16 protein-coding genes are annotated in these 20725 nt (G+C 56.6%); 11 read left to right on the top strand and 5 right to left on the bottom strand.

All coding sequences use genetic code 11. The features are described from left to right. Nucleotides 1-160: 160 nt before the first annotated feature. From metH to QPL98_RS02610, 4 genes are all read left to right on the top strand, one after another. Complete coding sequence (metH, locus tag QPL98_RS02625; RefSeq protein WP_153739908.1) at nucleotides 161-3859, top strand: methionine synthase; 3699 nt, start codon at nucleotides 161-163, stop codon at nucleotides 3857-3859. A 15-nt stretch (nucleotides 3860-3874) separates the two neighbouring features. After that, nucleotides 3875-4108: a DUF2970 domain-containing protein gene (locus QPL98_RS02620; RefSeq protein WP_014421407.1), complete on the top strand. Its 234-nt coding sequence runs from the start codon at nucleotides 3875-3877 to the stop codon at nucleotides 4106-4108. 351 nt (nucleotides 4109-4459) lie between these two features. Beyond that, the gene (locus QPL98_RS02615) at nucleotides 4460-6112 is read left to right on the top strand and encodes a nitrite/sulfite reductase (protein WP_153739909.1); all 1653 of its coding nucleotides are present in this window, start codon (nucleotides 4460-4462) and stop codon (nucleotides 6110-6112) included. Further along, complete coding sequence (locus tag QPL98_RS02610; RefSeq protein ID WP_022991198.1) at nucleotides 6105-6611, top strand: DUF934 domain-containing protein; 507 nt, start codon at nucleotides 6105-6107, stop codon at nucleotides 6609-6611. The genes QPL98_RS02615 and QPL98_RS02610 overlap by 8 nt, the downstream gene beginning before the upstream one ends. A 49-nt stretch (nucleotides 6612-6660) precedes the next feature. Here QPL98_RS02610 and sohB read toward each other — a convergent pair whose 3' ends face one another. Further along, nucleotides 6661-7722, bottom strand: coding sequence for a protease SohB (gene sohB, locus QPL98_RS02605; RefSeq protein WP_153739910.1), 1062 nt, complete (start codon nucleotides 7720-7722; stop codon nucleotides 6661-6663). Nucleotides 7723-7954: 232 nt separating this feature from the next. Between sohB and QPL98_RS02600 the strand changes: the two genes are divergently transcribed. Further along, on the top strand, nucleotides 7955-8269 hold the full coding sequence (locus tag QPL98_RS02600; RefSeq protein WP_011785017.1) for an SCP2 sterol-binding domain-containing protein: 315 nt from the start codon (nucleotides 7955-7957) through the stop codon (nucleotides 8267-8269). Between the two features lie 84 nt (nucleotides 8270-8353). On the opposite strand, the gene QPL98_RS02595 is transcribed toward QPL98_RS02600, so the two are convergent. From QPL98_RS02595 to QPL98_RS02580, 4 genes are all read right to left on the bottom strand, one after another. Further along, a complete protein-coding gene (locus QPL98_RS02595) occupies nucleotides 8354-10060 on the bottom strand; it encodes a chemotaxis protein (protein WP_153739911.1) in 1707 nt (568 codons plus the stop codon). Nucleotides 10061-10270: 210 nt separating this feature from the next. Beyond that, nucleotides 10271-10981: a DNA polymerase III subunit epsilon gene (gene dnaQ, locus QPL98_RS02590; RefSeq protein ID WP_153739912.1), complete on the bottom strand. Its 711-nt coding sequence runs from the start codon at nucleotides 10979-10981 to the stop codon at nucleotides 10271-10273. A gap of 52 nt (nucleotides 10982-11033) precedes the next feature. Further along, a complete protein-coding gene (gene rnhA / locus QPL98_RS02585) occupies nucleotides 11034-11477 on the bottom strand; it encodes a ribonuclease HI (RefSeq protein WP_011785020.1) in 444 nt (147 codons plus the stop codon). After that, the gene (locus tag QPL98_RS02580; protein WP_113880110.1) at nucleotides 11477-12286 is read right to left on the bottom strand and encodes a class I SAM-dependent methyltransferase; all 810 of its coding nucleotides are present in this window, start codon (nucleotides 12284-12286) and stop codon (nucleotides 11477-11479) included. The genes rnhA and QPL98_RS02580 overlap by 1 nt, the downstream gene beginning before the upstream one ends. 122 nt (nucleotides 12287-12408) lie before the next feature. Between QPL98_RS02580 and gloB the strand changes: the two genes are divergently transcribed. From gloB to QPL98_RS02550, 6 genes are all read left to right on the top strand, one after another. Continuing rightward, entirely contained in the window at nucleotides 12409-13200 is a 792-nt protein-coding gene (gene gloB / locus QPL98_RS02575; RefSeq protein ID WP_153739913.1) for a hydroxyacylglutathione hydrolase, read from the top strand. Between the two features lie 169 nt (nucleotides 13201-13369). Beyond that, the gene (locus QPL98_RS02570; RefSeq protein WP_153739914.1) at nucleotides 13370-15112 is read left to right on the top strand and encodes a LysM peptidoglycan-binding domain-containing protein; all 1743 of its coding nucleotides are present in this window, start codon (nucleotides 13370-13372) and stop codon (nucleotides 15110-15112) included. 12 nt (nucleotides 15113-15124) lie between these two features. After that, nucleotides 15125-16954 (top strand): extracellular solute-binding protein, encoded by a 1830-nt coding sequence (locus QPL98_RS02565; RefSeq protein ID WP_153739915.1) that lies wholly within the window; start codon nucleotides 15125-15127, stop codon nucleotides 16952-16954. Nucleotides 16955-16997: 43 nt separating this feature from the next. Next, complete coding sequence (locus QPL98_RS02560; RefSeq protein ID WP_022991191.1) at nucleotides 16998-18083, top strand: microcin C ABC transporter permease YejB; 1086 nt, start codon at nucleotides 16998-17000, stop codon at nucleotides 18081-18083. A 2-nt stretch (nucleotides 18084-18085) separates the two neighbouring features. Continuing rightward, nucleotides 18086-19108 carry an ABC transporter permease gene (locus tag QPL98_RS02555; RefSeq protein ID WP_113880113.1) on the top strand — a complete coding sequence of 341 codons (1023 nt, stop codon included), beginning with the start codon at nucleotides 18086-18088 and terminating at the stop codon, nucleotides 19106-19108. 1 nt (nucleotide 19109) lies between these two features. Then, nucleotides 19110-20708, top strand: coding sequence for an ABC transporter ATP-binding protein (locus tag QPL98_RS02550; RefSeq protein ID WP_153739916.1), 1599 nt, complete (start codon nucleotides 19110-19112; stop codon nucleotides 20706-20708). The last annotated feature ends 17 nt before the right edge of the window (nucleotides 20709-20725 follow it).

Here is a 20725-nt window from a genome sequence, read left to right as displayed (position 1 = left end):
GCATTAATGGGGTAATCAGTTTCCCTTATCCCAACGGCGGACAGGCAAAACGGAACTTGATAATGATCATCCGTACTAAGACGCCTTTCAGCATTTTTGCTATGATCCCGCGCCAAAACGTAAAACACGACGTTAATAACGACACCCGGAAGAGTTTTCTATGACCGATCGCAATACACGCCTGGAACAGCTGCACCAAGCCCTCAAGGAGCGGATTGTCATTCTTGATGGTGGCATGGGCACCATGATCCAGAACCAGAAACTGGATGAGGCCGCATTCCGGGGCGATCGGTTCAAGGATTACGAACGGGAAGTCCAGGGCAACAATGACCTGCTGAACCTTACCCAGCCTGCCCTGCTCCGCAACATCCATGCAGATTATCTGGATGCCGGCGCCGACATTATCGAGACCAACACCTTCAACTCCACCAAGCTGTCACAGGCCGACTACGGTCTGGAAGAGCTGGCCAGGGAACTGAACGTGGCTGCGGCGAAGCTGGCACGGGAAATCGCCGACGAGTTCACCGCCAGGAATCCCGACAAGCCGCGGTTTGTGGCCGGTGCCGTGGGCCCCACCTCCCGCACCGCCTCTATTTCACCGGATGTGAACAATCCCGGTTACCGGAACGTGGATTTCCAGACTCTGGTCGACAATTACTACGAGGCGGTCTCCGGCCTGGTCGAGGGCGGCTCAGACCTTATTCTGATCGAAACCATTTTCGACACTCTGAACGCCAAGGCGGCAATCTACGCGACCCAGCAGTTCTTTATCGACAGTGGTATTGAGCTGCCGATCATGATTTCCGGAACCATCACCGATGCCTCTGGCCGAACACTTTCCGGGCAAACCACCGAAGCTTTCTACAACTCGGTTGCCCACGCAAAGCCGATTTCCGTGGGTCTGAACTGTGCTCTTGGCGCGGACGCGCTGCGGCCTTATGTGGAAGAACTGTCGAACAAGGCCGAAACCTACGTATCAGCCCACCCCAACGCCGGGCTGCCCAACGAGTTTGGCGAATACGACCAGACCCCGGAGGAAATGGCCGAGATCATTGAAGGCTTTGCCAAAGACGGCTTTCTCAACATCATTGGCGGCTGTTGCGGTTCGCGCCCGGACCATATTGAAGCCATCGCCAGGGCCGTGGCCAAGTACCCGCCGAGACAAATTCCTGAACGCCCGAAAGCACTCAGGCTCTCCGGCCTGGAACCGTTCACCGGTGACGAAAACACCCTGTTCATCAACGTCGGTGAGCGCACCAACGTAACCGGTTCCAAGCGCTTCCTGCGGCTGATCAAGGAAGAGCAATATGAAGAAGCCCTGAGCGTTGCCCGGGACCAGGTTGAGAACGGTGCGCAGATCATCGATATCAACATGGACGAGGGCATGCTGGATTCCAGGGAAGTGATGGTTACCTTCCTGAACCTGGTGGCCTCTGAACCAGACATTTCCCGCGTACCGATCATGATCGACTCGTCCAAGTGGGACGTGATCGAAGCGGGTTTACGCTGCATCCAGGGCAAGGCCGTGGTGAACTCCATCAGCCTGAAAGAAGGCGAAGAGGAGTTCATCAAACGTGCCAGGGACTGCATGCGTTACGGCGCTGCGGTGGTGGTGATGGCCTTTGACGAAGACGGCCAGGCCGATACCTTCGAACGCAAGACTGAAATCTGCAAACGCTCCTATGATGTGCTGACCGGCATCGGCTTCAACCCGGCCGACATCATTTTTGACCCCAACATCTTTGCCATTGCTACCGGTATTGAGGAGCACAACAACTACGCAGTGGACTTTATCAACGCCACACGCTGGATCCGGGAGCACTGCCCCCACGCCTCTATCTCCGGCGGCGTAAGCAACGTCTCGTTCTCATTCCGCGGCAACGATGCGGTGCGTGAGGCCATCCACTCGGTTTTCCTGTATCACGCGGTCAAGGCCGGCATGAATATGGGCATCGTGAATCCCGGCCAACTGGTGATCTATGACGAGATCGAGCCTGACTTGAAAGAACTGGTGGAAGACGTGGTTCTGAACCGCCGGGATGACTCCACCGATCGCCTGCTCGAAGCGGCCGAAAAGTTCAGAGGCAAAGGCGGCCAGGCCAAAGAGGAAGACCTTGCCTGGCGTGAATGGCCCGTTGAGAAGCGCCTGGAGCATGCCCTGGTTAAAGGCATTACCAGTTACATTATTGACGACACGGAAGCCTGCCGGCAAAACGCCAGCCACCCCATCGAGGTAATCGAAGGCCCGCTGATGGCCGGCATGAACGTGGTTGGCGATCTTTTCGGTGACGGCAAGATGTTCTTGCCCCAGGTGGTCAAAAGCGCCCGGGTGATGAAGCAGGCCGTGGCGCACCTGATTCCGTACATCGAAGCTGAGAAAACCGAAGACCAGCAGGCCAAGGGCAAGATACTGATGGCCACGGTCAAGGGCGACGTACACGACATTGGCAAGAACATTGTTGGCGTCGTCCTGCAGTGCAACAACTACGAGGTAATCGACCTTGGCGTAATGGTGCCCTGTGAAAAGATTCTGGAAACAGCCCGAAAAGAAAATGTCGACATGATTGGCCTGAGCGGCCTGATCACACCGTCACTGGATGAGATGGTGCACGTGGCCCGGGAAATGCAGCGCCTGGATTTCAGAATTCCCCTGATGATTGGTGGCGCGACAACTTCCAAAGCCCACACCGCGGTCAAAATCGAGCCCCAGTACAAGAACGACATCGCCCTTTACGTGTCTGATGCCTCCCGCTGTGTGAACGTGGCGTCCCAGCTGTTGAGCAAGACCGCCAAGCCGGCTTTCGTGGAAGCAGCCCGCACCGAATATGATGAAATCCGGGAACGCCGGAAGAACCGTGGCGACCGCACCAAGCTGGTGTCGCTGAAAGAAGCCCGTGCCCGTGCACCGGAAATCGATTTCGAGAACTACCAGCCGCCCAAGCCTGCGTTTACCGGTGTCCGGGTGTTCGAAGAGTATGATCTGAACGAACTGGTGGACTACATCGACTGGACACCGTTCTTTATTTCCTGGGACATCGCCGGCAAATACCCTGCCATTTTTGACGACCCGAAGCGTGGCGACGCCGCCCGTACCCTGTTTGACGATGCCCAGAAACTACTGAAACAGATGATCGGGGAAAAGCGGATCTCCGCAAGAGGCGTTATCGGGTTCTGGCCCGCCAATCGCCGGGGTGATGACATTGTGGTGTACACCGATGAGTCCCGAACCGAAGAGCTGACTACCCTGCACCATTTGCGTCAGCAGGATGAGAAGGCTCCGGGCAAGCCAATGATGGCGCTGTCCGACTTCGTGGCGCCGGAGAGTCTGCATCTGGGCGATTACGTGGGCGGCTTTGCGGTGACCACCGGCATCGGCGTCGACGAACTGACCACTGAGTTCAAAAACGCCCACGACGACTACAGCGCCATTATGGTGCAGGCCCTGGCAGACCGCTTGGCCGAAGCCTTTGCCGAACGCATGCACGAACGGGTGCGCAAGGAATTCTGGGGTTATGCCACCGATGAACAGATGGCCAACGAGGACCTGATCAAGGAACGCTATCGTGGTATCCGCCCGGCCCCCGGCTACCCCGCCTGCCCGGACCACACTGAAAAGGCCACACTGTTCAAACTGCTGGACGCCACCGCTAACACCAGCCTGCAGCTAACGGAGCATTTTGCCATGTATCCAACCGCAGCAGTCTCCGGTTGGTACTTCGCCCACCCGGAAGCCAAGTACTTTGCCGTTGGCAAAATTGGCGTTGATCAGGTTGAGGACTATGCTGAACGCAAAGGCCTGACCAAGGCTGAGGCTGAACGCTGGTTGATGCCAAGCCTGGCGTACGATCCGGCGGAATAACCTGAGGCGTATTCCATGAATGACGTGACCGAAAACAACAATAACAATGAACGCCCCCGCAGCCCGGGGGTTCTGAAGATCATGCAAAGCATCCTTGCCGGCGCTTTCGGTGTGCAGTCTGACAAGCGCCGCCAGGAAGACTTTTCACACCACAGCCCGCTGCCCTATATCGTTGCCGGCGTTCTGTTTACCGTCGCGTTTGTGGGCGGGCTGATCATCGTGGTCAAACTGGTATTGGCCGGGCAGTAGCCTACTGCCCGGATACCCAGACCACCGCAAAGGCCACTGCCAGCAGCACGAGCAATACCGCCGCCACTGCATCGGCCTGACTGTCTGATTGCACGGATTTTTTCATGGCACTTCCTCCTTCCTACCCGAAGTTGTTGTTTTTCTGGCTTTCCCGATCAAGTAAAGCAGCAAATTGACATTCGTCCAGTTCCGGCGGCGATCACTTATCACCTGAATCGATAATGTTATGTTGAAATAATCATTTTGAGAATAAAAACACGATGGTATCCTGCCTCGCAGGAATAAGGCCCGGTCCATGAAACCCGGCCGTAAATTTTAGCTCTTCTGATGTAGCAGGCAGGACGTTCCACTATGTACGTTTATGATGAGCACGACCGGCAGATAGCCGCAGAGCGTGTTGCCCAATTCCGTGACCAGACCGAGCGCGCCCTTGCTGGTGAGCTGTCTGAAGAGGAATTCCTTCCACTTCGACTGCAGAACGGGCTTTATGTTCAGCGTCTCGCACCCATGCTCCGTATCTGTATCCCTTACGGCATGCTTCGCTCCGAGCAGCTCCGCCGTTTGGCACGCGTAACCCGGGACTATGATAAAGGCTACGCTCATTTCACCACCCGCACCAACATCCAGCTGAACTGGCCGAACCTGGAAGACGTGCCCGATATCCTGGCTGAGCTGGCGGAAGTGGAAATGCACGCAAATCAGACCAGCGGTAACTGCATCCGGAACACCACCACGGACCCGTTCTCCGGTGTCCAGGTGGACGAAATTGCTGATCCTCGCCCCTACTGCGAGATTATTCGCCAGTGGTCGACATTCCACCCGGAATTTGCGTTTTTACCACGTAAATTCAAAATTGCCGTGAATGCCTCTGAACACACGGATCGTGCGGCTATCCGGGTCCATGACATCGGCTTGCAGCTGGTGCGCAATGACCAGGGCGAACTCGGCTTCCGGGTGCACGTCGGTGGCGGACTTGGCCGTACCCCCATGGTTGGCCCGGTCATCCGCGACTTCCTGCCGGAACTGGATCTGCTGACCTACCTGGAAGCCATTGTCCGGGTTTACAACCGCTACGGCCGCCGTGACAACAAGTTCAAGGCGCGTATCAAGATTCTCGTTAAGGCACTGAGCCCGGAAGGCTTCGCCGAGAAAGTGGAAGCAGAGTGGGCCCACATCAAGGACTCTCCTTCAAGGCTGACACCGGAGGTGGTGACCAAATTCCAGGGCTACTTTACTGAGCCGTCCTATGATGCACTGGACAATGCCACCGACCTGCTGGCAACGCAGCGCTTTGAGAACCGTGAGTTCGACAAGTGGCTGACCCACAACGTCAACAGTCACAAAAAGCCCGGCTACGCCATTGTGACCCTGACACTCAAGAAGACCGGTACGCCCCCGGGGGATGTCACCGACTTCCAGTTGGAGCAGATTGCCGACCTTGCGGATGAGTACAGCTACGGCGAAGCCCGGGCCACTCACGAGCAGAATGTGGTGCTGGCAGACGTCCGCCAGGATCGGCTGTTTGAGCTCTGGCAAAAGCTTGTGCCTTTGGGCTTCGCAACGGCGAACCTGAACACACTGAACGACGTTATCTGCTGCCCCGGCGGCGATTTCTGCGCCCTGGCCAACGCCAAGTCGATTCCTGTGGCTGAAGCAATCCAGCGTCGTTTTGATGACCTGGACTTCCTGTACGACCTCGGTCCCATCGACCTGAACATTTCAGGCTGCATGAACGCCTGTGGCCACCACCACGTGGGCAATATTGGTGTTCTGGGCGTCGACAAGAAAGGCGAAGAGTTCTATCAGATCAGCCTGGGTGGATCGTCACACCACGACGCCACCATCGGCAAGATTCTGGGGCCGTCCTTCGCTCGTGAGGAAATGCCAGAGGTCATCGCCAAGCTGATCAATGTTTACGTAGAAAACCGGACGGAAGAGGAAACCTTCCTGGACACCTATCGCCGGGTCGGTCTGGATCCTTTCAAGGAGCGGGTATATGCCTGATGTAATTGCCGCTGACGGCACGATTCGTAATGACGACTGGGTTGTGGTGCCCCGCCCTGCGGCGGGTGAATCCATGGATATTCCTGAAGATAAGCCGGTCTTGATTCCGGCAGATCTGTGGCTGGCCGGCCATGAGCACTTTGCCGCAAAGCCCTCAGTGGGTGTCTGGTTTGACAGCCACGATGAGCCGGAATTGCTTGGCGAGAAAGTGAATGAATTGCCACTGATCGCGGTGAATTTCCCGCGCTTTGTCGATGGCCGTGGTTACAGCATTGGCCGTTTGCTGCGTGAACGGTTCGGGTACCGCGGCGAGCTGCGAGCCATTGGCGATGTTCTGCTTGACCAGCTTCAGTTCATGAAGCGCTGTGGCTTTGACAGCTACGTACTGCGCGCTGACAAGGACATTGCAAAGGCACCGAAGTGCCTGAGCTTCTTCACCCAGACCTACCAGGCTGCGACCGACACGGACCAGCCCCTGTTCCGCCGCCGGGCCTCCTGAGACCAATCACCAGCGCATGAGTCGTCATGCGCTGGTGTTCAGTTCTGGTTTACTGCATTTTTTGATTCCGAAACGCACTCAACACTTTCCAGACGGTATGTTCCAGCGCCGCGCTGGTAGCCAAACCGAGCTTTTCCGGCAGTGTACGTTTGCGCTGGAAAGACACTGAGATCACGTCTCCCCGCTCACAAGCCTCAATCAGGTATTCGTCAGACGTTTTGATCTCATCGATCAGCTTCACGTCCAGAGCGCGCTTGCCGAACCAGATATCTCCATTGGCAACCGCCTGAATATCCAGATCCGGACGCCGCTCACTCACATACTCCTTGAACAGGACATGGGTATCCTCCAGGTCCTCGAGGAATTTCTGGCGTCCCTTATCGGTATTCTCACCAAAGACTGTCAGCGTTCGCTTGTGTTCACCCGCGGTGAGCACCTCAAAGTCAACGTCGTTCTTTTTCAGGAACCGGTGGAAGTTCGGGAGTTGCGCCACCACCCCGATGGAACCGAGCACGGCAAACGGCGAAGCAATAATGCGATCAGCCACGCAGGCCATCATATAGCCGCCGCTGGCCGCAACCTTGTCGACACAAGCAGTCAGCTTGATGCCCTTGCTGCGAATCCGGTCCAGCTGGGCTGCCGCCAGGCCATAGGCATGAACCAGACCACCGCCGCTCTCCAGGCGGATAACCACTTCGTCCGTTTCCGGATTGGCGACACCGAGAACCGCCGACACTGAACGCCGCAGGGTATCGGTATCGCTGGCTTTAATGTCGCCGTCAAAATCGAGGACGTAAACACGGGCGGTTTTCTCTTCGGTAACGTCAGATTCTGGCTGCTTCTTCGCTGCTTTCTTTTCAGCCTTGTCCTCTTTCTTCTTTTTCTTCTGCCAGGCTTTGCGCTCCTGATCTGTCATCAACCTGGCCTGGATTGACTCTCTGAGCCGGCGATACTGATCGTTCAGCTTGCGTATTTTCAGCTCACCCTCACCTTCGTGATCGTCCCGGTCTTTCTGGGTTGCCGAGACAATGATGGACACGAGCACAATCGCCGCCACCACGAAAGTCGCCACCTTGGCGAGAAACAGGCCGTATTCGGTCAGAAATTCCAAAATGCAGTCTCCACACGTATTTGCAAACCCCGAAGTGTACCGCCTCGGCACAGGCCTGATAAGCCCGCGATAAAATTAAAACAAGCGTTCGATCAAGCTTGACACGAACCGGCTCTAACCATAAAGTCGGATTGCGAGGTTGGCGCTACCCCGGCTGCTGTACAGGCTGCCTCTGCCAGGGATCACTAGTCGTCACCACCATGACAAGACAACCATCAAAAAGGGTAAAACAATGTCTGTAGCTCAGGTATTTGAAAAACTCGAACAGAACTTCAACGCAGACGCAGCACAGGGCCTGGACCTGGTATTCCAGTTCGACATCGAAGACGACAAGACTTACCACCTCGTGATCAATGACGGCACCTGCAAGCTGCACGAAGGCGCACACGACGATCCTTCTGTTACCCTGATCATGAACTCTGAAACCCTGCAGGGTATCGTCTCTGGCGAGACCGACGGCATGCAGGCGTTCATGGCTGGTCAGCTACGCGCCGAAGGCGACATGATGCTGGCAACCAAGCTGGGTGAACTGTTCAACATGGGCTGAGCCCGGTTAAACACCAGCTATAAAAAAACCTGCGCAAACCGCAGGTTTTTTTATGCCATTCAGAAATTCGGGCCACCCTGGCGTCTACAGACCGACGTCATCCAGCGAACTCTGAGCCAGCTTGAGCAGGTCTACATTCCTGTCTTCCCGCCGACCGACGCCTTCAATGTAGTACTCGAGCGAGGTGAGCGCATCCGCCAGCGCTTCCAGAACCTGAGACGCAGGGGCTTCGCGCGCATCCAGCAGGCGCTCCTGAATAGACGTCGCGACCCTGGCAATGACGTCCGCTGCGATCGGGTCGTCCACCATTTGCAAGCCACCCCAGATACTGCGCAGTGTCCCCGGCAGATTGGCCAGATGAAGCTTGTCGTAATCGGATTCGATAAATGCTGTGATCGCTCGCTTGGCAAGGGTCAACGCACTACGGGCCTCATCCGCCACAACCCAGATGGCTTCCTGCAGGTACACGGATTCGTCCCGGCTCCGTTCTGCGCCGGCAAGGGCGTCGGTCTCTGAGGTGATGCCGCGAGTGACAATCTGCATGACGGCATCTTCCACCCCCAGCACGGAATCCGCCAGACGATAGAGCTCCTCCTCCGCCGGCAGGCGGTTTTCCTCTTCCCATTTACGCAGTTTGGCCGCTTCTTCACGGGAAATACTGGCCAGGCGGTTCAGATCGAGCATCACCAGCGTATTGGCCAGGCGCTCCAGAGTATCGGCAATCGAGGCAAGTTCGGCCAGATCCGGTTCTATTCCGCGCTCAATGATGTCCAGCTTGTCTTTCAGCTGATTAAGCTCTTCCTGCAAGGCTTCAGACAGGGATTTGAGCACGTCCGTGCCAGGGCCATAGAGGCGCCGGGAATGAGCCTCAAGAAGTGCGTCCGGGAATTCGGCAGGACCGAGCTGATAAGCAGAGAGTACCCGCGTCACCTCAGGGTTGGCTGAGCCACTGCGGTAAAGCAGATAGATCAGATCTTTGATCAGCGATTCGGGGGCATCCTTGGCGGTAGCTACCTTGCCGACATATACCACTTCCCGAGCGTATTTCTCGATTCGCATCAGCAGACGCTTGCGGGCCTTGCTAAAGCCCATGGCACGATCCAGCATGGTATCGGAGACCAACGCCAGCAGGCACCACATCTGCCCCATAGGCGCTCCCTGACACAGCCGTGCGAGACCACGGGCAGCCCTGGCAATGAGCTTCTTGCTAACCGCTTCGTTGCGCTCGCGGAGAATGCCGAGCAGTGCCACCTGGAAGGTCAGGCGCATGCGACGGGCCAGGATTTCATATTCAGACTCTGCATCATCCATGGGCCTGAGCCCCAGATCGCTGCAAAAGTCCGGGCGCTCCTTGATGTCGATATCAAAGAAGCAGGATTCGGGATAAGGTTTCTCACGACGGGCTTCACGCAGATCATTGATCACGGGCAGCAGCAGCTCGGGATGATCTTCACGTTGCTGATGGTAGTACTCGACGTAACGGCGGAGAATGAACAGCGCGCTGTTAAGTGCTGTCAGCAGTATATTCTTGTCGTCGTTGGCACCAACCGGAACATCATTGGCGAGATTAACCGCTTCCTGGCAAAGCAGGGTTCCGCCCCGGAGCTCCACCAGAATGAAGATTCCCCGAAGCTGGTTCAGGTAATCAACACAGTTCTGCAGATCTTCCCCGCTCTCGCGGTTTTCCTGAAAGCGCTCAAGGCTGGATTCTGCCTGCTTGATGGTCTGTTCGATTTCACTTTTGACCAGATCAAACGACTGCGATTTCGTCGCCAGAGACGATTGAACCATAAACGCTTCCTGTTAATTTGCGGAGACTACCGCATCCTGTTCATGAACTGCAGCCTGCATACGGGCAGGTCCTTCCTGTTCAGCGAGGCAGCCCTTGCCCATACCTGAACGGTTCGCAAAAAACTGGCGAACTTATCATTACTTATAACACAAAACTCAAGTAGCTCAAGAAAGCCGGAATGTAACAAATGGTACAGCTGAACGTGGTTCTCATTCTGTTGCCTGCAACCGGGACCACACCGTTTCTCCGGCCTGCTTCTCCATCATCGCCATGAACTCATCATGGGCCGAGGCTTCATCACTGGAGGCCCGAACCACCGCCAAAGGCGCGCGCTCACCGGAGATTCGGCGAATACCGCCATCGCCACCTTCATCGCCGGAGCCGGCATCCAGGGAAAGCGCGGTCTGGCCGCCGGTCATCAGCAGATAGACGTCTGCCAGGATCTCGGCGTCCAGCAATGCCCCGTGAAGGTCACGGTTGGAGTTATCCACTCCATAACGCTTGCACAGGGCGTCGAGATTGTTTTTCTGGCCCGGGTGCTTTTTCCTGGCAATGGCCAGTGAATCGACAATGCCGCAATGGTCTGCTGTTTTCCGAACCGGTTTCAGACGGGCGAATTCGGAGTCCATGAAGCCCACGTCGAACGCGGCGTTATGGATGACCAGCTCTGCACCCTTGATGAACTCAAAGAACTCGTCGGCAACCTCCGCAAACTTTGGCTTGTCGGCCAGAAATTCATTGGTGATACCGTGAACGGTGATAGCCTCCGCTTCTACCTCCCGCTCAGGGTTAATGTATACGTGATAGTTGCGACCGGTCAGCTCGCGCTCGATCACTTCCACACAACCAATTTCGATAATGCGGTGACCTTCGTTCGGATCAATACCCGTGGTTTCGGTATCCAGTACGATCTGTCTCATGCAACTGCGCTCTCACTCACTGCTCATTAATCGGTTTTCCAGGGGCCAGGGTTCAGGCCCCGTTCAGTTCGCGGACTCCGCGGTTGGCCAACTCATCCGCCAACTCGTTATCAGGATGCCCTGAATGACCCTTCACCCAATGCCAGTTAACGGTGTGCCGGGCAGTTTCAGCATCGAGCTCCTGCCACAGATCCGCATTCTTGACCGGTTTCTTTGCCGAGGTTTTCCAGCCATTGCGCTTCCAGCCGCTCATCCATTCGGTAATGCCCTTGCGCACGTATTGTGAGTCCGTATACAACTCCACCTGGCAAGCGCGCTTGAGCTCCCTTAAGCCTCGAATGGCCGCCATCAGCTCCATTCGGTTGTTGGTGGTTTGCAACTCGCCACCGTGCATGGTCTTGCACGCATCGCCATAGCGCAACACAACACCCCACCCCCCGGGGCCCGGGTTACCTTTACAGGCTCCGTCGGTATACATCACTACCTTACCAGCCATTACTGCTCCTGTTCTGTTCCACGCCTGTCCACCCTGCCTGAGCTATGGCTGGCACAGCCACTGGATACCCCCACGGTTCCGGGCAAAGAAATCACCTTGCTCTTGCGCCAGGATGCCCTGGTCCGGATCCCGGCGTATTCGCGTTTGCGCGCAAGGATACAGTAATAGGCGCCCGTGGGCAGTAAATGAGGGCGGCTACTGGCGGCCAAACGCTGCCGTCTTCCGGATGCCCCGTGTTTTCGCTGCAGCGGAAGGGTACAGAAATAGGTGCCACTGTTTTCCAGCTCGAACCCCAGCAACCTGAGCCAGTCCTCCATTCGTGATCGCATCAGGAACCGACCACCCCAGGGGCCAAACCGATGGCGGGAAACCAGCCTGCGTGCGCCCCAGAGACTGAGGGGGTTGAACCCAACCAGAGCGATGCGCCCCTCACCTCGCAATACACGGGCGGACTCGCGAAGTACCTGGTGCGGATCCGGAGAGAAATCGGCCGTATGATGAAGGATCACAAGATCCATGGAATCACCGGGAAACGGCAGCTCGTCGGCGTCACAAACCGCCACGCCCTCTGGCATATGGGCATGCCAGGCCGGGCAGGTAATAATCTTCTGGGCAAAATCGGTACCACTCGCCAAAGGCAATCGGTGACTCAGGCCGACCTGAAGTTGTCTTGCCCCCGTAAGGCCTTGCAGTTCCTTATCAAGCACCGCTCTCTGGCTGGCCAGCAGGGAGCGGCCGAGGGGGGTCTGCACCCAACGCTCAAAGCTCTCATGTCGTGCTGAATAGTCAATCACGCCGCTGGTTGTCACGCTGGCTCCCCTACCCGATCCACTAAAGGCTTGATTGCTCGCGCAACCTGCCGCTCCTTGGGCTGTACCCGTTGTTGCATTATCATAACAGGCACATTCATTGAACACATGGGGTGGCCACCTTGCGCATTCATCCGGTTCCGGCGTTCTCAGACAACTATATCTGGTGCCTTACCAACCCTGAATCCGGCAAGACCCTGATTGTCGATCCCGGCCAGGCAAGACCGGTGCTGGACTATCTCAGTGACAGCGGTTTTTCAGCAGACACCATCCTGATCACCCATCACCACCCGGATCACACCGGTGGTGTGAAAGAGCTACAGAAAGAGTTTCCGGATATCCGTATTGTTGGCCCGGCGGATTCGCCCTTCAAGGGTGCCACAAACACGGTCCATGCCGGCGATGAAGCCGTCTGGGAAGGCATCACGTTCGATGTCCTGGCAGTTCCCGGCCATACACTGGATCATATTGCCTATTACAGCGACACCCAGGTAAATGGCAAACCCGTTCTGTTCTGCGGCGACACTCTGTTTGTCTGCGGCTGCGGGCGACTGTTCGAAGGCACTCCGGAGCAGATGCACACCTCGCTCCAGACCCTGCGGGACCTTCCGGATAACACTGCAGTATACTGTGCTCATGAATACACCCTGGCAAACCTTCGCTTCGCCCGTCACTGGCTACCCGAAGATAAGGCGTTGGCCGAGTTTGAGAACGCCTGCAAAGACCTTCGGGAACGGGGTAAGCCAACCGTGCCGACCACGATCGGCCAGGAGAAACAGCTGAATCCATTCCTTCGGTGGGATGATGCCATGGTCATAGAGGCCGCCGAGAATTACAGCACCACACACCGCCTTGCCACCGGCTCGGATTGTGCGGTTTTTGCAGCCGTGCGCCACGGCAAGGATAACTTCTGAGCGTGCGGGCGGTCACTGCTTAACAATTTATCTCACAGCCGTAACATGGCTCGGCTTGACCGCCCGGAAAACGCTCCCATAGAATTTCGAGCAATTATCGAACGTAACCTGTTAAATATGCCGGCTATTTTTACAGATACCCGCCGGCTCCACCCGGAACCCTGTGTTTATGCCGGTAAAACGACTGCCCTTCATCCTTCTCGCGTCAACCCTTTTCAGCGGCTGCAGTACCAGTCAGATCGCCGAAAACTGGCATACACCTTCGGCCTGGTTCGGGACCGAGGAAGAGAATCAGCAAAAAGACCCCCTGGACTCACAGCAAGTGGTTGTTGCCAAGGGCGATGAGGACCTCAAGGCTGACGTCGCTGCCGGCAATGGAGAGGACAGTGCCAGCGGGGCACCATTAGATGACGCCATCTCCCCGGAACTTCAGGCCAAGGCCCAGCAAGCTCGGGAAAAACTGGACAATCCCGCCCGACAATCCGACGCATCCACCAGAACAGACGATCTGTGGTCACGACTTCGCGCCGGTTTCACCATGGACCACTCCGTCGACAATGCCAGGGTACAGGCTCAATTGGACTGGTACGTGCGCCACCCCCGTTACATCGATCGCGTGGTGGAAAGAGGCTCCCGGTACCTGCATTACATTATCAATGAAACCGAAAAACGCGGCCTGCCCAGCGAACTGGCTCTGTTGCCAGTGGTAGAAAGCGCCTTTGATCCTTTTGCCTACTCCCACGGTCGCGCTGCCGGGCTTTGGCAGTTCATCCCGTCTACCGGCAAATACTTCGGGCTGACCCAAAGCTGGTGGCATGATGACCGACGGGACGTGATTGCGGCTACCGATGCTGCCCTGACTTACCTGGAGCGCCTGGCCAACCGGTTCGATGGCGATTACACCCTGGCCCTGGCCGCTTATAATTCCGGGGGCGGGACCGTATCCAGCGCCATGCGTCGTAACCGCAACGTCGGAAAAGCCACAGACTACTGGTCTCTGACATTACCGACGGAGACCCGCCACTATGTGCCCAAACTGATTGCCCTGGCAAAAATTTTCGACGATCCGAAAGCCTACGGTATCGACCTGCCACCATTAAAAGACGAACCGTATTTCGAAGTGGTGGATACCGGCTCCCAGCTGGACCTGGCCCAGGCCGCAGAATTAGCCGGCGTGGATATTGATGAAATCTATCTGCTGAACCCGTCCTACAATCGCTGGGCAACCAATCCGGATGGCCCCCATCGCTTGCTGGTACCCAAGCAACAGGCCGAGGCATTCCAAACCGCGCTTGCAGAGTTCCCAAGCGAACAGCGTGTATCCTGGCAGAACTATAAAGTCCGCAAGGGTGACAGCCTGAACACCATTGCCCGCAAGTTCTCCACTACCCCATCGGTCATTCAGCAGGTCAACAAGCTCAACAGTGACCTGATCCGGATCGGCCAGCAACTGCTGATTCCGTCCTCCACCAAGGGCTCCGACGCCTATGCCCTAAGCCAGGCCCAGCGACTGGAGCGAACTCAGGATCGCAAGCGCAGCGGCAACAAGGTACGGTACACCGTGCGCCGGGGCGATACTTTCTGGGATATTGCCAGGGAGCACCGGGTTTCGGTTCGGGAAGTGGCTGCCTGGAATGGCATGGCACCGGGAGACCCCCTGATTCCAGGCAAGGAACTGGTGATCTGGTCGAAAACTTCAAAGCCGACCATGGTAGCTTCGAATACCCGGGGCAAGGCCATGGTGCGCAAGGTGGGATACCGGGTTCGCAGCGGCGATTCCCTGTCTGCCATCGCCAGCCGGTTTTCGGTGAATGTGCGTGACATCGCATCATGGAACGATCTTAATACGGACCGTTATCTCCAACCCGGCCAAAGTCTGGTACTCTACGTGGACATAAGAAACAGTCCGTAACGTACGAGAACCATGACAAAAAAACCAGAAGCACCCTTGCTGACCAGAATTACCGCGACGCTGGCTCTGGCAGCGTCTGCCTGTTTCGCCTCAGCCGATGAAGGCGTCACCGAAAACCCCACTCCTGTGCATGGCATCGCCATGCACGGTGAACTGAAGTACCCTGCGGATTTCAGTCACTTCGACTACGTCAACCCGGAGGCCCCGAAAGGCGGCGAACTGAAGTTATCTGTGGTTGCCAACGGCTTCGATAGTTTTAACCCCTTTGTCATCCGGGGCATCTCTGCGGCGGGTATTAACGCATATGTGTACGATACCCTTCTGGAGTCTTCTGCCGACGAGCCGTTTTCCGAATATGGGCTGATTGCCGAGTCCGTTGAAGTGCCGGAAGACCGCAGCTTTGTCATCTTCAATCTGAATAAAGAGGCCCGCTTCCAGGACGGTGAACCAATCACCGCTGAAGACGTGGAGTTTTCCTACCGGATTCTGACCACCGAAGGCCACCCGTTTTACCGCAACTACTACGCGGATGTAGACAAGGTCACCATTGAAAACAGTCACCGGATCCGCTTTGACTTTGCGCAAACCAACAATCGGGAACTGCCCCTGATTCTTGGCCAGATGCCCGTCCTGCCAGAACATTTCTGGCAGGATCGGGAGTTTGAAAGCAGCGGCCTGACCATCCCGGTGGGCAGTGGCCCTTACCGGATTGCCTCTTTTGATGCCGGCCGTTCGGTTACCTATCAAAGAGTCGACGACTACTGGGCCAAAGATCTGGGTGTACGCAAAGGCCGGTTCAACTTCGACACCATTTCCTACGAGTACTACAACGACGACACCGTCGCCCTGGAGGCTTTCAAAGCCGGTAATTTCCATTTCCGCCAGGAAACCTCCGCCAAGAACTGGGCCACTGCCTATACCGGTCGTCAGTTCGAGAGCGGCGATATTGAGAAAGAAGCCATTGAGCACCACCGCCCCACCGGCATGCAGGGCTTTATCTTCAATACCCGCAAGCCGGTGTTTCAGGATCCCCTGGTTCGGGAGGCGCTGGCCTACGGTTTTGATTTCCAGTGGGCCAACCAGAACCTGTTCTTTGGCCAGTACACTCGCACCAGCAGTTATTTTGAGAACAGCGATCTTGCCTCGTCGGGCTTGCCTGAAGGGCGAGAGCTTGAAATTCTTGAAGCCTATCGGGATCAACTAAGCCCCGACGTTTTCACCGAGGCCTATTTCCCTCCGGATACCGGTAAAGGCGTCAGCCTGCGGGACAATCTGCGTACCGCACTAAAACTTCTGACCGAAGCCGGGTATCAGATCAAGAATGGCAAAATGGTCCATCAGGAGACTGGCAAACCACTGGCATTCGAGATCCTTCTGTTCCAGAAAAGCTTTGAACGAGTGGTTCTGCCCTTCAAACAGAATCTTGGAAAGTTGGGTATCGATGTGTCGGTGCGGCTGGTCGACAGTAACCAGTATGTTCAGCGGGTTCGGAGTTTTGATTTCGACATGATCACCCAGGTGCTGCCTCAATCTGATTCTCCGGGCAACGAACAACGGGACTACTGGCACTCGAGTAATGCCGATGTACCCGGCTCCCGCAATTTCATGGGCGTTAGCGATCCCGTCATCGATGAGCTGGTCAACATGGTCATTCAGGCGCCGGACCGGGAAGAGCTTGTACGCCGGGTGCACGCACTGGATCGTGTGCTGCTGAATGGCCATTACGTGATCCCGCACTGGCATTTGCGCAAGGATCGGGTGGCCTACTGGAACCACCTGAAACGCCCGGCCAACACGCCCAAGAACGGCATCGACCTTAACAACTGGTGGAGTGAACGCTGATACCGTTCGCTATCACGACGCTGTAGTAAGGACTGCTCCCTGAATGGGCATTTACATACTCCGCCGCCTCGCCCTGATCATCCCCACCCTGGTGGGGATCATGCTGTTGAATTTTGTCATTGTTCAGGCCGCTCCCGGTGGCCCCATTGAACAGATTCTCGCGGAGATGGAAGGCCACGGCAGCAGCGCTCTGGCGCGCGCCGGTGGTGGCGATGTCGGCAGTGAAGTGGCGAGCAGTTCCGGAGACAGCCGGGCCTCCCGGGGCCTGCCGCCCGAACTTCTTGAAGAACTTGAGGCCATGTACGGCTTCGACAAGCCTGCGCACGAACGCTTTTTCAAAATGCTGGGCGATTACGCCACCTTCGATTTCGGCGATTCCTTTTTCCGGGACAGAAGCGTCGTCGAACTGATTCTGGACAAGATGCCGGTCTCCATTTCCCTCGGCCTCTGGTCCACGCTGATTATCTACCTCGTCTCCATTCCACTGGGCATCCGTAAGGCGGTCACGGATGGCTCCCGGTTCGATGTCTGGACCAGTTCCGCGATCGTGGTCGGCTACGCCATTCCCGGATTCCTGTTTGCCATCCTGCTGATCGTACTGTTTGCCGGCGGTAGCTATTTCGATCTGTTCCCGCTCCGGGGCCTGACCTCGCCGGGTTTTGACGAGATGACCTGGTACCAGAAGGTTGCTGATTATTTCTGGCATCTCGCCCTGCCAGTGACCGCAAACGTGATCGGCGGGTTCGCTACCCTCACGCTGCTGACCAAGAACTCGTTTCTGGACGAAATCAGCAAGCAGTATGTGGTCACCGCCAGGGCCAAGGGCCTGGAAGAGAAGCAGGTGCTTTACGGCCATGTGTTCCGTAATGCCATGCTGATTGTCATTGCCAGTATGCCCGGCGTTCTGGTGGCGCTGTTCTTTACCGGGTCGTTGTTGATTGAGGTAATCTTCTCGCTGGACGGCCTCGGCCTGCTTGGTTTTGAGGCTGCCCTCAACCGGGATTATCCGGTCATTTTCGGCACTCTCTACATCCTGACGCTGATGGGGCTGGTGATGAAGCTGATCAGCGACCTCACTTATGTCGCGGTTGATCCGCGCATCGATTTCGAAAGCCGGGAGGGTGCGTAATCGTGGCAACCCTCTCGCCGATTCAGCGCAGACGACTCAATAACTTTACCGCCAACCGGCGCGGCTTCTGGAGCCTCTGGATTTTTCTGGTGCTGTTTGGCCTCTCGCTGTGTGCGGAACTGATAGCCAACGATAAACCCCTGGTCGTTTCCTACAACGGAGACTGGTACTTTCCGGTCATTCAGCAAGTGCCCGAAGAAACCTTTGGTGGTTTTCTACCCACGGAAGCTGATTACCGGGACGACTTCATTGCGAGCGAAATCCAGAGCAATGGCTGGATGCTCTGGCCGCCCATCCGCTTCAGCTATAACACCATCAACTACGAGCTCACCGTGCCCTCACCTGCGCCACCCAGTGCCGAGAACTGGCTGGGAACCGATGACCAGGGGCGGGATGTGGCTGCCAGGGTGATCTATGGTTTCCGTATTTCGGTGTTGTTCGGCCTGACGCTCACCATCGCCAGTTCCATCGTTGGCGTTGCCGTTGGCGCACTTCAGGGCTACTACGGTGGCAAGATCGATCTGTTTGGCCAGCGCTTTATCGAGATCTGGTCTGGTTTGCCCATGTTGTACCTGCTCATCATTCTGTCTTCGATTGTTCAGCCCAATTTCTGGTGGTTGCTGGGCATCATGCTGCTGTTCAGCTGGATGGGGCTGGTGGATGTCGTGCGGGCTGAGTTTCTCCGCGCCCGTAACTTCGAGTATGTGAAAGCCGCCAGAGCACTCGGCCTGGATAATCGCAGAATCATGTTCCGGCACATTCTGCCCAATGCCATGGTGGCAACCCTCACGTTCATGCCGTTTATTCTCACCGGCGCCATAACCGGGCTCACGTCTCTGGATTTCCTGGGGTTCGGCCTGCCCTCGGGATCGCCATCACTGGGTGAACTGATTGCCCAGGGTAAAGCCAACCTTCATGCCCCCTGGCTGGGTATTTCCGCATTCGTGTCACTGGCCGTCATGCTTACGCTGCTGGTGTTTGTGGGAGAAGCGGTGCGCGATGCCTTTGACCCGAGAAAGAACTGATATGAGTGACCTGCTTTCCATCTCGGACCTGTCCATCACCTTCGATAACGGCCCACGGGTGGTTGACGGGCTGTCATTAAGCATCGACAAAGGCCAGACTCTCGCGCTGGTTGGCGAAAGCGGCTCCGGCAAGTCGGTATCTGCCCTGTCGATACTTCGGCTGCTGGATGAACGTCATGCGGCTTATCCCGCCGGACAGATCCTCTACAAGGGCGAAGACTTGCTGCAGGCGAAGGAAAAGCGCCTGCGCCAGATTCGTGGCCGGCACATCAGCATGATCTTCCAGGAGCCGATGACCTCGCTCAATCCGTTGCATACCGTCGAAAAGCAGATTGGCGAGACCCTGGAGCTACACAAAGGCATGCGCGGCCCCCAGGCCCGGAAACGCTGCCTGGAATTACTGGAACTGGTCGGGATTCCGGCCCCGGAGACCCGCCTGACGAGCTACCCACACCAATTATCGGGTGGGCAAAAACAGCGGGTAATGATTGCCATGGCTCTGGCCAATGAACCCGATTTGCTGATTGCGGATGAGCCCACCACGGCACTGGATGTGACGGTTCAGAAACAGGTGCTGGAGTTGCTGAAATCATTGCAGCAGAAGCTGGGCATGGCAGTGCTGTTAATTACCCACGATCTGAACATCGTCCGCCGGTATGCCGATTACGTGGTGGTGATGGAACGGGGAAAAATGGTCGAACAAGGCGCGACAGAAGCGCTGTTCAGGTCGCCCTCTCATACCTACACCCGTAAACTCATTGACGCGGAACCACCGGAGCACCCTCTGCCAGCCAGTAGTGGTACCGAAACCCTGATGACCGTAAACAACGTGAATGTGCATTTCCCCATTCGCAAGACCCTGCTGGGCAAGGTAAAAGAAAGCTTCCACGCGGTACAGGATGCCAGCTTCGAGCTGCGTGCCGGTGAAACCCTCGGTATTGTCGGCGAAAGTGGCAGTGGCAAAACCACACTGGGCCACGCCTTGCTGAAACTCACTCCGAGCACAGGCCAGTTCAGCCTCTGCGGCACAGAGCTGTCCGCCCTTTCCCAGAAGGCTTTCCGGCCATGGCGCCGGCGCGTTCAGATTGTCTTCCAGGATCCGTTTGGCAGCCTCAGCCCGCGGATGTCCGTTGAAGAAATCATCCGTGAAGGACTGGAAATCCACGAGCCCGGGAGTTCCGGGCAGCACGAAGCCAGGGTTATCCAGGCCCTTCAGGATGTGGGACTGGATCCGGCCGCACGGCATCGGTATCCACACGAGTTCTCGGGCGGCCAGCGTCAGCGTATTGCCATAGCACGCGCGCTGGTTCTCCAGCCAGACCTGATGATTCTGGATGAACCCACCTCCGCCCTGGACAGAACGGTACAGAAGCAGGTGATCGAGCTTTTACGGGAAATTCAGGCCCGATATAGGCTAAGCTACATCTTTATCAGTCATGATCTGGCCGTTGTTCGCGCACTCAGCCACAAACTGCTGGTACTCAGGCAAGGCCGGATTGTGGAATACGGCGATGCAGAGACCATTTTCCGGGAACCACAACAGCCGTATACCCGGGAACTGCTGAATGCCGCATTTTTCTATCAGTCTACGACCAATTGAGCGTTACCCGACCCTGA

The organism is Marinobacter sp. ST-43, from assembly GCF_030541085.1.
GTDB lineage: Bacteria > Pseudomonadota > Gammaproteobacteria > Pseudomonadales > Oleiphilaceae > Marinobacter > Marinobacter nauticus.
The sequence above is the reverse complement of the archived record's forward strand: the minus strand, read 5'-3'. Positions and strand labels throughout refer to the sequence as shown.

Excerpts from the sequence above, each read along its gene's own strand:
- QPL98_RS02560 (WP_022991191.1), top strand. The coding sequence starts at position 16,998 with ATGGGCATTTACATACTCCGCCGCCTCGCCCTGATCATCCCCACCCTG.
- QPL98_RS02595 (WP_153739911.1), bottom strand. The coding sequence starts at position 10,060 with ATGGTTCAATCGTCTCTGGCGACGAAATCGCAGTCGTTTGATCTGGTC.
- dnaQ (WP_153739912.1), bottom strand. The coding sequence starts at position 10,981 with ATGAGACAGATCGTACTGGATACCGAAACCACGGGTATTGATCCGAAC.
- QPL98_RS02600 (WP_011785017.1), top strand. The coding sequence starts at position 7,955 with ATGTCTGTAGCTCAGGTATTTGAAAAACTCGAACAGAACTTCAACGCA.
- QPL98_RS02610 (WP_022991198.1), top strand. The coding sequence starts at position 6,105 with ATGCCTGATGTAATTGCCGCTGACGGCACGATTCGTAATGACGACTGG.
- QPL98_RS02615 (WP_153739909.1), top strand. The coding sequence starts at position 4,460 with ATGTACGTTTATGATGAGCACGACCGGCAGATAGCCGCAGAGCGTGTT.
- QPL98_RS02570 (WP_153739914.1), top strand. The coding sequence starts at position 13,370 with ATGCCGGTAAAACGACTGCCCTTCATCCTTCTCGCGTCAACCCTTTTC.
- metH (WP_153739908.1), top strand. The coding sequence starts at position 161 with ATGACCGATCGCAATACACGCCTGGAACAGCTGCACCAAGCCCTCAAG.
- rnhA (WP_011785020.1), bottom strand. The coding sequence starts at position 11,477 with ATGGCTGGTAAGGTAGTGATGTATACCGACGGAGCCTGTAAAGGTAAC.
- QPL98_RS02620 (WP_014421407.1), top strand. The coding sequence starts at position 3,875 with ATGAATGACGTGACCGAAAACAACAATAACAATGAACGCCCCCGCAGC.
- QPL98_RS02565 (WP_153739915.1), top strand. The coding sequence starts at position 15,125 with ATGACAAAAAAACCAGAAGCACCCTTGCTGACCAGAATTACCGCGACG.
- QPL98_RS02550 (WP_153739916.1), top strand. The coding sequence starts at position 19,110 with ATGAGTGACCTGCTTTCCATCTCGGACCTGTCCATCACCTTCGATAAC.